The organism is Paenibacillus sp. S150 (assembly GCF_019352175.1).
Classification (GTDB): Bacteria; Bacillota; Bacilli; order Paenibacillales; family Paenibacillaceae; genus Paenibacillus_AQ.
Genome location: NZ_JACBYI010000042.1, coordinates 23,656 through 38,159 on the forward strand (window position 1 = coordinate 23,656; position 14,504 = coordinate 38,159).

A 14,504-nucleotide genomic window follows, 5' to 3' on the forward strand; every position below is an offset into this window, starting at 1 on the left:
TGCATTTGAAGCGGAAGATTCAACCGCAACCGCAGAATAAACTGCACATAATAAAGAGACTCCGGTACAGCTGAAAAAAGCTGCTGCGGAGTCTCTTTTCCAGTTAGTTCAAGTTGTCATTTTACGAAAGTGAGCTCGACAAAATCGTCCTTAAATCGCTCATAATCAGCAATCCGGCATTCCAGCTTCAGACGTGTGCCCTGCTCCTCATAGCTGACCGATTGCACATGGGCATGGCCGTTGAAGTAAGAAACCACATTGCCGCGGTCAAAGGGCACCAGAATTTCACACTGGACATAATCATTGAATAGATGCGCGCGGATCAGGGCTACAAGCTCGGCTATCCCGCTTTTCTGCTTAGCCGAGAGAGTAACGGTGTTCTCCTTGACCACCGGGTAAAGCAGGTCCGTCAGGTCCGCTTTGTTATAGGCATAGATGGCCGGGATTCCATCCGCGCCCAGCGCCTTAAGCGTTTCATTCGTTACGGCTATATGCTGCTCGACCTGCGGGTCGGAAATATCGGCCACGTGAATCAGCAGATCGGCCTCGGTCACCTCTTCCAGTGTGGAGCGGAAGGCCTTGACCAGATGATGGGGCAGCTGGCTGACAAAACCGACCGTATCGGTCAGCAGAAATGTCTTATGGTCCGGCAGCTCAATGCTGCGTACTGAGGTCTCCAGCGTGGCGAACAGCATATCCTTGGCAAACACCCCTTTTTCCGCGCCGGGATGATAAGTGTCCACAAGTGTATTCATTAAGCTGGACTTGCCGGTATTGGTGTAGCCGACAAGGCAGGCCACAGGCACCTCATTCTTGCGCCGCGCCTTACGCTGAATCTGCCGCCGGGATACCTGGGCCTGCAGCTCCAGCTGCAGCGCCGTGATGCGTTCCTCAATCCGGCGCCGGTCCAGCTCCAGCTTGGTTTCACCGGCTCCACGGTTGTTCAGCCCCGATCCGCCGCCTTGCCTGCCCAGGGATTCACGCATCCCGGTCAACCGCGGGAGCATATACTGCAGCTGAGCCACCTCCACCTGGAGCTGGGCTTCCTTCGTCTTGGCGCGCTCGGCAAAAATATTCAGAATCAGTATCGTCCGGTCAATGACCTGGCGGTCCAGTGCCGCTTCCAGATTACGGATCTGGGAAGGGGAAAGCTCGTCATTAAAAATAACTACCGGAGCTTCGTGCGCCTCCAGCAATGCTTCCAGCTCCCGGATTTTGCCTGTCCCGATATAATAGGGCGGGTTAATCCGGCTGGATTTCTGGCTCAGCTCTCCCACTACCTGAAGCTCACAGGCGGCGGCCAGATTGCGCAGCTCCTCCATGGAATATGCGAAATTCGTATTGTTTTGCAGCTGGACGCCGACAATCACTGCTTTCTGCTGTAATGTTTCCATATATTGATTCATCCTCCATCAGTAAATTTGATCGTCAAAAAGCACAGGCAATCTGCCTGTGCTTACAGTATCAATAGAGGACAACAGAATAGGGCAGGAGGGGAAGGAAGCATGTATTATATCTCCTGCGGACCGGCATTCCGATAGCTTTACACAAAGGAGACTCAGCGGAGCGGGAAATAGCGGTGCTGCTCCCCAGGCGCTTCGCGAGGGATCAAATGCTGGGCTATGGAGATGCAAATATTCCTAAAGGCCGTTGCCGGCGGAGCCTTGCCAGTCCGCCGGACGTTTGGTTCAACCTTGTGGGCTGCCTTCAAAAATGGATAGACCTATCCTGAGTCCTCTGCACGGGGCAGAGCTTTCGCGCTATAAAATTAGCTTAGCCGCGTAAAGTACGAATCCGGATATAGTCTATCACACGCAACCCTCCGTTCATAAAAAGTTACGTTGATTTTAGCACATTTTCCGCTTACTGGCAACGTGCTCCAATTAAGGAAGCGCCCGAATGCGCGGGTCGCGGCTCCGTTCTTCCGTTTAATCTAGAAACTTCCAATTTTCAACGCATATGATATTGAACGACGTTACTAGAAGGAGGATGACCTGTGCCTTATTTAACTACCGACACATTAACGAGCAGACCTGCCAGAGGGTTGGGAACCATCAGCCAGATTGTAGTCAAAATGGTCAACAACGGATTGTCCAAAGCTGTGGTATATATAACAGGACTTAATAATGATGTAACCCCGCAAACTTTTTTTGCCCAGGAGTTATTTGAGGTGAATTACAGGGAAGTGGTAACCCGAACCTATAACATCACCCAGATTTACTTTCAGCTTAATGCAGTATATTCACAGGAGCTATTGCAGATTCAAATATTTCTTGTCGACACTGCCGGCATCTGCTCAACCGTGCCTATGGAGCCGCTCCGCGTCGGCCGGATTACCTCGGAGTTCCGGGAGGATATCGCTGTAACCGCGGCTGATTTCCCGGCAATCAGCTTCCGCAGAAACGCAGCTATAGCCATACCAGAGGCAGTTGCCTCCGAGATCAGAACGAACGGCCTGGAAATTCTGGCATCGACGCCAATCCGCTACAAAGTGATCGCGGGCGGCACCGTTAACGGAACCTTTGTGAATTTCCCTACGCCCACTACGGCGATACCTGTTACCGCGACTGCGCTGCAGGTGAACTACACCAGTACAACCATCACGGGCGGAAGAGTAATCACCCAGGGGCTTGGCTCAGGCATAGCCGGCGCCTACCAGAATGCTGCAGTGAATCTGCTGAATCAGCTGCTGTATAATCTTACGGATGAGGCGGTCACGCTCACGGTCAGCTCGCTCGCCGGCGCCGACAATGTGGCCGCCGCCTTCCGGATGTCCGAGCTGTGGTGAGGCATGGCCCATGGCGCCGATCAGCCTACCCACTCCCGCCGCAGCGTGAACAGATCCTTCAGCGCGTCGGTGGACAGCTCGGTAATCCAGCCCTCGGAGCTTGCGATCACATCGTCGCTAAGCTGCTGCTTGCTCTCCAGCATTTCGTCAATCTTCTCTTCCAGTGTGCCGAGCGAAATGAACTTGTGCACCTGCACATCCCGGGTCTGGCCCATGCGGTACGCACGGTCCGTGGCCTGATTCTCGACGGCCGGATTCCACCAGCGGTCGAAGTGGAAGACATGGTTGGCGGCGGTCAGGTTCAGGCCAACGCCTCCCGCCTTCAGCGAGAGGATGAACACATTAGGCTGCTCCGCCTGCGGCTGCCCGCCATCCGGAGGGGAGCTTCCCTCCGGCGGCGAAGGCATCTGGAATTGCTCAATCATGCGGTCGCGTGCGCCTTTGGGCGTGCTGCCGTTCAGATACAATACCGGCTCCTGCAGCTCCTGTGACAGCACGGCCTGCAGCATCTTGCCCATGCCGACGTATTGGGTGAAGATCAGGCAGCGTTCCTTCTCCTCGCGCAGCTCCCGCACCATGGCAAGCAGCCGTTCAAGCTTGGCCGAACGCTCAACCAGGACCGAGGTGTCCATACGGCCTTCGGCATCCGGCTCCGGCAGTGCATCCTTGGTCAGCAATAGCGGATGATCGCAAAGCTGCTTGAGACTGGTCAGTGCCGCCAGAATGGCCCCTTTGCGCTCAATACCCTCCAGCTTCTGCATCCTCTCCAGGAGCCCGTTTACATTCTGGTCGTACAAGGCCGCCTGTTCGGCCGTCAGATGAACATAGGTTTTCATCTCGTTTTTGTCGGGAAGATCAAGCTGAATTGCCGGGTCCTTCTTCTTGCGGCGCAGCATGAACGGCTTGACCATCTTCTGCAGATCCGCCGTCCGCTTCGCATCCCGCCCCTTCTCAATGGCGTTTGCGAACCGGTCCTGGAACGATTTGGAGCTGCCGAGGTATCCCGGTGTAATGAAGTCATAGATCGACCACAGCTCCGAGAGCCTGTTCTCGATCGGTGTTCCCGTCAGCGCGATCCGGTGCAGCGCCGGGAAGCTGCGCACAGCCGCAGACTGCTTGGTTCCGGCATTTTTGATGTTCTGCGCTTCATCCAGGCAGATGGAGGCCCAAGTGAATTGCTTAAGCAGCTCCTGATCCAGCGCTGCCGTAGCATAGGAGGTCAGGACCACATCTGCCTGTGAAGCAGCGCCGTAGAAGTAACCGGCATCCAGCCGCTTGCTTCCATAATGCAGCATGATCTTCAGGGAGGGTGCAAAGCGCTGCAGCTCCTTCTGCCAGTTGCCAAGCACCGACGTCGGGCAGATGATCAGCGAAGGCCAGCCGGGAGGGTCCGTCTGCCGCATTCTGCCCGCATCGGGGTCTGCTCCGGCAGCTGCCTGCAGCTCCTTCAGATGAAGCAGGTAGGCAATGAGCTGCACGGTTTTGCCGAGGCCCATGTCATCGGCCAGGCAGGCTCCCAGGCCGAAACGGCGCAGGAAGGCCAGCCAGGCATACCCTTCCTGCTGGTAGCTCCTAAGCTCTGCGTGCAGTCCGGCAGGCACAGGAGGCTGCGGCCATTGGTCCCGCTGCCCGAGCTGGCCGATCAGCTTGACCAGATGCGCGTTAAGCTCCACTTCCAGGCGGAAGCGCGCCGCGTCCTCCTCTGCCTGCTCCGCTTCTGCTTCGGCAGCCGCATCCTCCCCGCCGCTGCCGAGCAGATGCAGCTGCAGAACATCCTGGAAGGACAAGCCCTGCGACTTGTCCATTCCGGCCATGGCCCGCTGGATCTGGGCCAGGAGCGAGGGGTCCAGGGGAATCCACTGGCCCCTGAACTTCACGAGCCGCTCGCCGCGCGCGACCAGGCCGGCGAACTCCGCCTCGGAGAGGTCGGCGTCGCCGATGGAGATGCGCCAGTCGAAGTCGACCAGCGCGTCCAGCCCGAACAGCGACCGGCCGCGGCTGCCCTCGCCGGAGCTGATCTTGGCGCGCAGGCGCGGCTTCTTCCGGCTGGCGGCTTCCCACCACGCCGGCAGCAGCACCTGCCAGCCGGCCTCCAGCAGGCGCCGGCTGTCGGCCGTCAGGAACCGCCACGCGACCTGGTCGCTAAGCGGTTCCCCGAGCACATCGCGCCCGCGGCCGATGTGCTCTCCGGGCAGGCTGTCCCGCAGGCGCGACAGCCACCCGGCCGCCCGCTCGTGGACGTGGCCATCCCACGTTGCGGGCCAGCGGCCATGAGGCTCTCCGTCATCCGAGAGCCTCAGCGGCACAAGCGCGGCTTGGTCGCGCTTGTCCTGGAGCAGCAGCTGCAGCCGCCAATAGGGCGAGTCCCCGTCCGGCTCCAGCAGCTGCAGCGCGGGACGGAACGGCGCGTTGTCCGCCTTCCACCCGATGGACATGAGCCAGCTGTCCGCATCCATCCCGGCGGCAGCTTCCCCGCTGCGGCTGAACAGCAGCGGGAATTCGCTCCGCAGGTCGCCCGCTTCGGCCTCCGTGCGGTAATGGCGCTGGAAGACCGCCGCCGAGAAGGCGGCCTGCAGCCCTTCCGCAAGGCTGCTGCGCTCCCGCAGCCCGTGCAGCGCGGCTTCCGCCTCCCAGTTGCCGTCCGCCGCGCCCGCAAGACTCTGGGCGTCCCAGTCCCAGCGCAGCCGGCCTTCGCGGAATGCGGAGAAGCTGGGGACATACTGCTTCTCGTCAATCAGGCCGGCAAGAAGCGGGGCGAGGGCGGTAAGCAGCGCCGCGTTGCCCTGCCAGCTCCAGCCGATATGCCGGAGCACCTTCAGCTCCGCAAAGAAGGGAATCACCTGTTCGGCGGGAAGAACGACCAGCTCCACACCATCGGCGTTCTGGGTCGTCAATTCTGTTCCATAGAAGGATTCCTCGTGCCAGGCGAACAGCTGCTGCTTCAGCTGCACGCCCGGGACATAATCATCCCGTTCGTTGATGGCATAGATCAGGGCATCGCCATATTGGCTCAAGGCCAGCTGAACAGTAATATTCCGTGTGTGCATACTCATGGGATCAGCTTTCCTTTCCGCAGCTCCTCCTGCAGCGCGCGCAGCCGGCTGTGCCGGCCGGTGAAGGTGTCCAGGAACTCTGCCCACCGCTCTTCGCGCTTCATTTTCTTGTATAGCTTTGCCAGACGCTTCAATAATTTCACGGCAGCTTTATAGCTGTGGCGGTTCTTTTCCAGCACGAACCGTTCGGCCGCCTGATGATAGAAGGGAAGCAGCAGCTCCGGCGCATTTTTCTCCACAGGCTGCAAATCGCTGACCCGGAAATCGGAGGGCTCCTTGCCCGAAGACAGCTGGTAATCCATCCATTCATGCCATTTGCCGTAGGCCAGCAGCTTCTCATCGTAGATATCCCGTGACAGGGGGAGCATCCGGGACAGTGTATTCCACATTTGAGGCTCCGCTTCCGGCAGGCGGCGGACCGCCTCCTCCCAGTATCCGGCATAGGTCTGCAGATTATATAAGCGGGTGTTAAGCAGCGGTCCTGTGGCCTCAAGCCAGGCTGCAAGGCGGGACCAGTGTCCGGCTTCGGCCAGCGCCGGGAGGAAGCCCATCAGCTCGTCCGGATGCAGGCCGGGCCGCCCGGACGCTTCAGCCAGCCGTTCCCAGGCCGCTTTGTCATCGTTCAGGTAGAAGTACATCCGGCTCTCCGCGAGCAGCAGGGCCGGACGGGCAACAGCGGCCCCAAGCCCGGTTTCCCGCTCCCGGAGCGCGTCAAGCTCCTCCAGATACAGCTCCGGACCGCCGGTATTCGGGGCAATCCAGCTCTGCCAGAGCCGTTCATAGCAGAAAGAGAAATAAGGCTGCTCCCGCAGACGGTCGCGCGATTCCGTCAGCATCTCAAGCCGTACATGAGCCAATGTATCCTTGACCCGCGGCCATTCCTCCGGCTCCGAGGCCAGCGGCAGGCTGTGTTTCATAAGGCGTGCAACTGCCTCCTGAAGCTCAGAGACGGCGATAGCTGTGTAATACCCCAGTGAATAGCTGGAAGAGGGGGGAATTCCTGCGTTATGCGGGCTGCTTGGCTGAATTAGGCTCTCCAGGATAAACAGGCGGGCATTAAGCTGGAACAGCAGCTCCGCGGCGGGGGAGAGCTTCGCCTTCGCCTGCGCAATGGCGGCCAGTGCCCGATCCGCATATTGCGGATTGCGCACCGTCTGTCCCAATGGTGCGGTGAGCAGCGCCATATATTCCCGCCACTGCTCGACCGTTGCCCCGGGAATCAGTCCGGCAATCTTCTTCGCCTGCTCCCGGCGGCCGCCGGAGACACCCGCAGAGGCGGAATCCTGCAAGGCCTCCGCCTTCTTCCGGTCAACGACCGCCTTGGCGTTGGCCAGCATATTCACGGACCGCTCCTGCGACTCGGCAACATTCATCAGCACAGCCGCCATGTGCTTGCAGGGACCCTGCACCGGGCAGTCGCAATGGCTTTCCGTCAGGCTGTCCAGCTCCATGCTGACGGCATAATCCTCATGGCCCTCGACAACAGCCATAACTCTGCGGGACGAAACCATCCGCAGGGCTTTGACACGGTTTTGCTTATAATATTGGAACCCCCGCTTGAGGGTTAGATCCTCAAAATAAAAAGCCACATCCGAAATGAGCTTCTCCCACTCGGCATCGTTTATCATCAATTTAGGCTGCATTTTGGCTAATCTCCTGTGTACTAGGGTCTTTTTGAAACCGTAACCTCTTTTTTCTCCTACTATTATAACATTTAATATGTTCCCCGCTCTAAACGTTTAAAATCTTAAAGGGTATGATATGCTCCATATTGAAGTATAGGAGAAACATGCTACTCTATGGTCTGGAACCAAGAGACCCGCGGAAGGATGTAGCAACGCCAATGCTGCGATTCAAGTTGAAATATTTGCTGAACAACAAACAAAACCGGCTGATCCTGATGCTGACCGTCAGTGTGTCGCTGCTGATTATTGGGATCGGCCTGTTCTCATACAGGGAGTACCGAATGCGCTGGATACGGAGCTGAACACACCGGATATCGAGCTGCTGCAGATCAATCTCGATGTGACCAACCGGGCCTTCCGGGAGTCGGACAACAAGGCGGCGGATTTGCCGTTTCACCCGGTTCCCCGGAGTTGAGTTACGGAAGCCCCGCCGCAGCCTTCGTAACCGGAGATGCCAAGTGGATTTTGTACCACTAAATTCTCCGGGCTTCGTGCCACAACGGGATTAGTGGGATTTTGTACACCTAATTTGGGGAATTTCGGCGGCTGATCGCTAATTTGATCGAATTAGTGTTACTTTTTCCACTTCATGCTGCCAAGGGGACCGAAAAGCTTCGATTAGTGTTACTTTTTCCACTTAAAGCCTGGAGCGGCTCCCCGCCAGCACTGAACCCTGGCAACCATCAAGTTTCACCTTGTCCCCCCTCTGCCTCATGATCTTCAGGGCGGCCAATTTTGCGCAGTTGACTTCTATAACGGGTGTAAGTACCGTTAGGAGCTTCCGTCCACGCTGGATGCTGTTCTCAATCCGCAGCTTCAGCAGGCGGTCTCCTCCGGATCATACCTGCAGAAGGGCTGCTCCTTACGGGTAAATATCCCAATTGTTTCTGCCACAAAGTACAGGATGAAGGTCCGCAAGATCAGCGGTTCATAGACCCAAGTCAGGTTCGCACCCCGAACTTTGCAGCCCAGCCAACAATAAAAGTGCTTCGGTCTATTCACTTTGTCTTGCGAACCACAAAAGCAAATGTGAGATAACTCCCTTTCAGGGAACGCCGGAAGAACTCGTGCCTCTGCTGTGTGAGCAGTTTGGCTTTACTTTACCTCTGCTAGCATGGGGGAGGAACTTTTGAGACGCTGCATTAGCCCCTTCCTTACGCTGTCATGGCATGCAAAGGAGGGGCTTTTTTATGCGGAAATACCGTTAAGTGCTGCCCGGCTGTACTGATGGCAATTGGTTGTTCAACGGCTGCATCACAAATTAAATCAAAGCTGAATCTTTTCGAGAAAGCTGCTCCGAGCATGGTGTATTGAAGTTGCTCCTGTCATTTGCATGCGTCTGCTGTTCGTTCTGAACGTTCTGGGCGCAATGCCAGTATTCTTGCACTGTCGTAATCTTGCTCTCCTATTGCAAAGGGCTGCATAAGGCAAATTGAATCGTATATACTGGCGGTATGAGGTGATTGCTATGGAGCAGGCATTATTCGAGCGTATCTACGAATCCGTAGTGCGGCGTGAGCCGACCTACGACGGAGTATATTATACGGCAGTGCTGACGACCCGTATTGTCTGCCGCCCATCCTGCCGGGCGAGAACTCCGAAGGCGGAGAATGTGGTCTTTTATGATTCATTGGAGCAGGCGGTATCCGCAGGCTTCCGGCCCTGTAAGAGATGCCGGCCGGAAGAGGGCGGCGTGCTGCGGCCCGACGCGGTACTGGCGGCTGAAGCAGATAAGCTGCTGGAAGCGCAGTTTGGGCAGAAGGTGACGCTGCAGTCGCTCGCCGGGCTGCTGAAGGTCAGCCCGTTCCATCTGCAGCGGACCTATAAGCGCGTGACGGGCCGGTCGCCTGCTTCACGGCTGGATCAGCTGCGTGTGGAGCGGGCCTGCGCGCTGCTGGCGGATACAGAGCTTGCGGTTGCGGAGGTGGGACAAGCGGTAAGCTTCCGCGGGGCCTCCCATTTTGCCGCATGGTTCACACGGAAGACCGGTCTGCCGCCCACAGAATACCGCATTCAATTCAAAGGAGGAATTCACCATGGGTGAAATTACGATTTATCACCACAGCCTGACCTTGGGGAACAGAGACTGGACCTTGTGGGCCAGCGGCAAGGGTCTGATCCGCCTGTCCTTTGGGCGGGAGCAGGAGCTTGCGGCAGCTTGGCTGAGAGCCTATGCACCTTCACACCGGATCCAAGAGGATCGGTCCGTTTTTGCGGAGCTGGGCATCATCGGGCGTCTGGAGAGCTATTTCGCCGGAGCTGCGGTCAGCTATGATGGCATCCCTCTGGATATCTGGGGAACTCCGTTTCAGCGGGAGGTCTGGAACGGGCTGGCTGCGATTGCCCATGGCGAGGTGATCACCTACCGCGAGCTGGCCGCAAGAATCGGCAGACCCCAGGCGATGCGTGCGGTAGGGACAGCCAATGGGCAGAATCCGCTGCCGGTCATTCTGCCCTGCCACAGGGTCATTGGCACGAACGGCACGTTGACCGGCTACCGGGGCGGGCTCCAGCTGAAGCAGGAGCTGCTGCAGCTCGAAGGCATTACTCATGTGGGGGCGGCGGGCCATGAACGATTTGCTTTTTGAGCTGCCGCTGCCGGAGCTCTTCGATTTTGATGTATGCCTGGAGTACCTGAAACGCTCGCCGCTCGAATGCTTGTACCGGACGGATCAGGAGGGGGTAACCCGGTACTTCAAGCTGGACAACCATCCGGTTCTGATCCGGCTGACGGTTCCGGGGGGGAGCAGGATGCGCGTAACACTGCTGCACGGAGCCATTCCTGCCTCTGATGCGTTAGAATGGCTGGCCCGCTATATTGCGGAATGGTTCGATCTGGACCGCGATCTTGCTCCGTTCTACCGGCTCGCAGAGGCCGACCCGCTGCTGGGCCCGTTGGCTGCGCAGCACAGGGGTCTGCGGATCGTAGGAATTCCCGACCTGTTCGAAGCGCTGTGCTGGGCCATTCTGGGCCAGCAGGTCAATTTGGCTTTTGCCTACAGGCTGAAGCGGCAGCTTACCGCAGCCTATGGGGAAGCGCTGGAGTGGGAAGGGCATACTTATTATGCCTTCCCCGGGCCTGAGGTGTTCGCGGAAGTGCCGCAAGAGGAGCTGTGTGCCCTGCAGCTGACCCGCAGCAAAGCGCGGACAGTGCTGGACGTGGCCGCGCTGACCGCCAGCGGCGCCTTGAGCCGGGAAGAGCTGCTGAATCTGTCTCCGGAAGCCGCCGAGCAGCGGCTGCTGCAAATCCGCGGAGTCGGCCCGTGGACTTCGCAGTATGTCCGCATGCGCTGTCTCGATGATCCTTCAGCATTCCCGGCAGGGGATGTCGGGCTGCAAAATGCCGTCAAATTCCTCGCCGGCATGGACCGGAAGCCGACCCCGGCGGAGCTTCTTGCGCTTGCGGAACGCTGGGGCGGCTGGGAGGCCTACGCCACATTCTATTTGTGGCGGGCGCTGTATTGAGAGGGAGAGACGGGAAGAATTCAAGCGGGGACCCTGGAAACCTCCCTCGCAAGTCTCGCAGTAAACTGCAGTCCGAGCGATGAAACTATAAAGATTAAGGCGTTTATTTAATTAAACTTTAAAAAAAATACAAAAAATCATTTTCATATCCTCCGATTTGAATTAGACTAGAAATGCTTCTATCTTTGTGAATCGGAGTGGTTGATATGGATGAATACAAATTTAATCCAGAGCACAGTCAAATGATAGTTGATGCTATTGTAGAGGGTTACCACGATTATATTGAGCATCGTAAGGACCGGAAATCAAAGATGAAGATCAGTTCAGCTTTTGCCTGGACGAAGGGGAATTTTATCGAAAGCCGGCTTGCGGAAGAGTGTGTGAATCACGGCTTCACCTGGAAGAAATCGAAGGCCGGACTAACATGGGATTATCTCCGATTCATCCACGGAGATTCGAAGATTCTTTTTCTGATCAAGAACGCGGCATATTTTAATGAAAAGTCCTTCTCACAAGCGAAGCTGCCGAGTAGTCTTGGCAAGAAGGGTCCCTACAGCACCTATCTTCATGAACTCTCAAGAATTAATGAAGACCTGGATTTCTCGCCTCTGCCACAAATTTCGAATGAAGCAGAAGAACGTGGAACGGTTGAGCAACTTGCCTTCTGGATTGTAGAGAGTCAGGTAAGAGAGGAACTTAAGAAGTTCAGGTCTTCCTATAACCAGTTTCATATCCTCACGTATGCGCTTGATGAAGCCTATCAGATATCTGAAATCAAGCATTATTTGCCGAACCCTAATGATAACGTTGCTTACCTTGTAGAGGATCTTTCAGATTTTATCTCAGGAGCTGATCTGACGGATGAGGATCGCGAAGTCGTGGCACCGGAAATGAACGAAGATATTATGGATCCGGCTGCATTTGATATCGGGATATTTGAAGATGAACAACAACAATCATGAATAAACAGAATGGTGTTAGTCCATTAAGGAGGAAGCAGGCATGTTCATTGGTGACAATCTGGCCAATTTACGGATCATGCACGGATATTCGAGAAAACAGCTCTCTGAAAAGTTGGGTGTTACAGAACAAGCAGTCTGGCAGTATGAGAACGCTTATACATCACCGAAATTGCAAATCGTAAATGAGTTGAAACGGATTTTTGATGTGAAGGGCAAATACTTTTATACGGAAGATATGCTTGCAAGGTATAGGACGCCAGCCAATGTCGACTTAATGAACATCGCTTATCGTTCGAAAGTCTTGAATGTTATCTCGAAGACGCAGGCTGAAGCCAAGCATGTCGAATTTCTGGATGCATTTGTCAACTATATTACGGCCAATGTTAGTCTCCCTACCCTTAAAATCATCAAGCTAAGGGATGAGGTTATAGCGTACTTAAATCATTCAGAGGATGACAGAGCGGCTCAAATCCATCATGTGGCTTTTTTAGCACGTGAAAGACTCGGTTTTGCGGACTCTACAAATGAAGATCTCATGTTCATGATCGAAAAAAGCGGAGTTTTTGTGTTTGAAAAGGCCATTGGAGAGGAGATTGATGCCTATAGCCTCTGGACCCTCAATGACCGTCCCTATATTATCTTAGGCAATATGAAACGATCGGCTGTCCGGAGAAACTTCGATATTGCACATGAATTAGGTCATTTGTTGCTTCATTACCGCCTTGAGTTTGCTAACCTGGACCGGAAAGAGCACAAAATGATTGAAAGTGAAGCGAATCTGTTTGCCGGGGCCTTGTTGTTGCCGCAAGACAAATTTGCAGCAGATATGCAGGATATTGTCCATATCACGAACCCGGATGATTACCTCGATTTGAAAAAGAAATGGAAAACCTCGCTGCAGGTGCTCGGATACAGGGCAACTCAGCTTGGCCTCATGGAACCCAGGGATCATCGCAACTTTTACGCGGCAATGCACCGGAAAAAATATTTAGAAAGAGAGCCGCTCGATAAAATCATTCCGATACAGAAGCCCATGAAGATTAAATCCATTATCGATCTTGTTTCAAAAAAAGGTCTGGTGGATATCCCTCAAATGATTGAGCAGGATTGGAGAGCGGAATTGCCCTTCTTTCATCAGTTGACAGGGATTGATCCTGATTTTTTTAACAGGTATGTGAAGAAGGATATGGATTTCGATATTCATAATGTGACTAAAATACATGATCATATCTCCGGCGATGATCTATAGGGGCAGTTGTCGGCTCCGGCAAAAAGACGACGTTCATTCTTGAATTCAGAATGAAGAGTCGTCTTTTTCGAAATTCAGGATAAATTCTTATCTTTCAAGTGGAAACGGCTGCGCCTTCCTTGACCGGGCCGGGCAGCTGTTGGCATTTCAGATGTAAGGCTGGCTGCTGAAGCCAGGCGGGAAGCCAGGTGGAAACGGTCACTTCATATTCCCCCAGCCGCTATTTCGCAAGGTCTTAGCGGGAAAAAGGAACCCTAATCGATCCGTTTCTCTCCCTTGCAGAGGAATTCGCCTGCATTAAGATAGAACTTGAACCATTCATCCAAAGAGCAGTCATTTTAGTGGTAAAAAGGACAACTAATCCACCGCATTCGGCTCCTGGATCATCCCTAGTGGGAAAAAGTACACCTAATTCGGCTGAAATCAGGCATATGGGGGGAGCGGGCCTCCATTAGGTGTACAAAATCCCACTAAAGCCCGTTCAAGCCAGGATTCCAGCCCATTAGTGTTACTTTTTACACTTCGCTTCCGTTCCTTATGAACCTCCTTGCTTTTCATCCGCTTGTTCAGGCTCTCCGGTTCCATTCATCCTGAATTCCGAAAGTGAATGGAACCCATCCAGATCGGACAAGGGATAACCCCTCTTTTTCCTTCACCCATTGGGTGCAAGCTGTTTGTAGCAAGACATCCCTTCGTGTAGAGCTTTTTAGAGGATTTGTGGATACTTACTTTCGAAATTCAGGTTTATATGTTTCACGCTATCAATTATCCTTCTATTTTTGGAAAAACGGGTGCCGCCTCTTTCAGAGGACGGCGAAGCAGGTTCTGCTTGGCGCCTTTTTCAGCGCGCCCGCTTCGTAAATACCTGAAAGGCTACGCCGAACTTATCGGTGATCATGCCATATGCCGGGCTGAAGTAAGTGGGGCCGAGCTTCACATCAATCTGTCCGCCTTCCTGCAGCGAATGGTACAGCCGCTCCGCTGTTCCGGCATCGTCTGCGGTAATGCAGATATTAATGCCGTTCCCCGGGCGCAGCGCCTGTCCCGGCTCCAGATCGGCCACATAAAACTCCGACTCCCCTACCCGCAACACAGAATGGGCGATCCGGGCCTTGTCTTTCCCGGACATGGGCGACCCGGGGTTCAGCGGGCCTTCCCCCACAGTTTGCTTGAAGAGCAGCTTCGCGTCCAGCGCCTCCTGATAGAATTCAATTGCCTCCCGTGCCGTACCGTCGAGCAGTATAAAAGGATTTAGCTGTAAGGCCATGTTCAAATCTCTCCCTGTTATTGAATTTGCCCGCT

At 55.0% G+C, this 14,504-nt stretch carries 10 protein-coding genes and 1 pseudogene; 7 read left to right on the forward strand and 4 right to left on the reverse strand.

Features of this window, described 5'->3' with window-relative positions:
• Positions 1-116: 116 nt before the first annotated feature.
• Positions 117-1,394 (reverse strand): GTPase HflX, encoded by a 1,278-nt coding sequence (hflX, locus tag HYD27_RS26020; RefSeq protein WP_219220082.1) that lies wholly within the window; start codon positions 1,392-1,394, stop codon positions 117-119.
• Between the two features lie 602 nt (positions 1,395-1,996).
• Here hflX and HYD27_RS26025 point away from each other — a divergent pair.
• Complete coding sequence (locus HYD27_RS26025; protein WP_219220084.1) at positions 1,997-2,788, forward strand: hypothetical protein; 792 nt, start codon at positions 1,997-1,999, stop codon at positions 2,786-2,788.
• A gap of 20 nt (positions 2,789-2,808) precedes the next feature.
• Here HYD27_RS26025 and HYD27_RS26030 read toward each other — a convergent pair whose 3' ends face one another.
• Complete coding sequence (locus HYD27_RS26030) at positions 2,809-5,841, reverse strand: DEAD/DEAH box helicase (protein ID WP_219220086.1); 3,033 nt, start codon at positions 5,839-5,841, stop codon at positions 2,809-2,811.
• A complete protein-coding gene (locus tag HYD27_RS26035; RefSeq protein ID WP_219220088.1) occupies positions 5,838-7,484 on the reverse strand; it encodes an SWIM zinc finger family protein in 1,647 nt (548 codons plus the stop codon). The genes HYD27_RS26030 and HYD27_RS26035 overlap by 4 nt, the downstream gene beginning before the upstream one ends.
• A gap of 200 nt (positions 7,485-7,684) precedes the next feature.
• Between HYD27_RS26035 and HYD27_RS26040 the strand changes: the two are divergent.
• The 6 genes and pseudogenes from HYD27_RS26040 to HYD27_RS26065 form a co-directional block, all read left to right on the forward strand.
• A pseudogene (locus HYD27_RS26040) lies at positions 7,685-7,926 on the forward strand (AraC family transcriptional regulator); the annotation flags it as partial.
• A 1,068-nt stretch (positions 7,927-8,994) separates the two neighbouring features.
• Positions 8,995-9,570, forward strand: a complete 576-nt coding sequence (locus HYD27_RS26045) for a bifunctional transcriptional activator/DNA repair enzyme AdaA (protein WP_219220090.1) — start codon at positions 8,995-8,997, stop codon at positions 9,568-9,570.
• Positions 9,563-10,114: a methylated-DNA--[protein]-cysteine S-methyltransferase gene (locus HYD27_RS26050; protein ID WP_219220092.1), complete on the forward strand. Its 552-nt coding sequence runs from the start codon at positions 9,563-9,565 to the stop codon at positions 10,112-10,114. The genes HYD27_RS26045 and HYD27_RS26050 overlap by 8 nt, the downstream gene beginning before the upstream one ends.
• Positions 10,095-10,991: a DNA-3-methyladenine glycosylase family protein gene (locus HYD27_RS26055; RefSeq protein WP_219220093.1), complete on the forward strand. Its 897-nt coding sequence runs from the start codon at positions 10,095-10,097 to the stop codon at positions 10,989-10,991. Before HYD27_RS26050 ends, HYD27_RS26055 begins: the two co-directional genes overlap by 20 nt.
• A 206-nt stretch (positions 10,992-11,197) precedes the next feature.
• Complete coding sequence (locus HYD27_RS26060) at positions 11,198-11,953, forward strand: spr1630 family ClpXP-sensitive toxin (protein WP_219220095.1); 756 nt, start codon at positions 11,198-11,200, stop codon at positions 11,951-11,953.
• 40 nt (positions 11,954-11,993) lie between these two features.
• Positions 11,994-13,202 (forward strand): spr1629 family repressor/antitoxin, encoded by a 1,209-nt coding sequence (locus HYD27_RS26065; RefSeq protein WP_219220097.1) that lies wholly within the window; start codon positions 11,994-11,996, stop codon positions 13,200-13,202.
• Between the two features lie 841 nt (positions 13,203-14,043).
• Here the strand turns inward: HYD27_RS26065 and HYD27_RS26070 are convergent.
• Positions 14,044-14,469, reverse strand: a complete 426-nt coding sequence (locus HYD27_RS26070; RefSeq protein WP_219220099.1) for a VOC family protein — start codon at positions 14,467-14,469, stop codon at positions 14,044-14,046.
• Positions 14,470-14,504 lie beyond the last annotated feature (35 nt).

What these genes read in the sequence shown, in the direction of transcription:
- HYD27_RS26045 (WP_219220090.1), top strand. Translation starts at nt 8,995, where the DNA reads ATGGAGCAGGCATTATTCGAGCGTATCTACGAATCCGTAGTGCGGCGT.
- HYD27_RS26035 (WP_219220088.1), bottom strand. Translation starts at nt 7,484, where the DNA reads ATGCAGCCTAAATTGATGATAAACGATGCCGAGTGGGAGAAGCTCATT.
- HYD27_RS26030 (WP_219220086.1), bottom strand. Translation starts at nt 5,841, where the DNA reads ATGAGTATGCACACACGGAATATTACTGTTCAGCTGGCCTTGAGCCAA.
- hflX (WP_219220082.1), bottom strand. Translation starts at nt 1,394, where the DNA reads ATGGAAACATTACAGCAGAAAGCAGTGATTGTCGGCGTCCAGCTGCAA.
- HYD27_RS26055 (WP_219220093.1), top strand. Translation starts at nt 10,095, where the DNA reads ATGAACGATTTGCTTTTTGAGCTGCCGCTGCCGGAGCTCTTCGATTTT.
- HYD27_RS26065 (WP_219220097.1), top strand. Translation starts at nt 11,994, where the DNA reads ATGTTCATTGGTGACAATCTGGCCAATTTACGGATCATGCACGGATAT.
- HYD27_RS26070 (WP_219220099.1), bottom strand. Translation starts at nt 14,469, where the DNA reads ATGGCCTTACAGCTAAATCCTTTTATACTGCTCGACGGTACGGCACGG.
- HYD27_RS26060 (WP_219220095.1), top strand. Translation starts at nt 11,198, where the DNA reads ATGGATGAATACAAATTTAATCCAGAGCACAGTCAAATGATAGTTGAT.
- HYD27_RS26050 (WP_219220092.1), top strand. Translation starts at nt 9,563, where the DNA reads ATGGGTGAAATTACGATTTATCACCACAGCCTGACCTTGGGGAACAGA.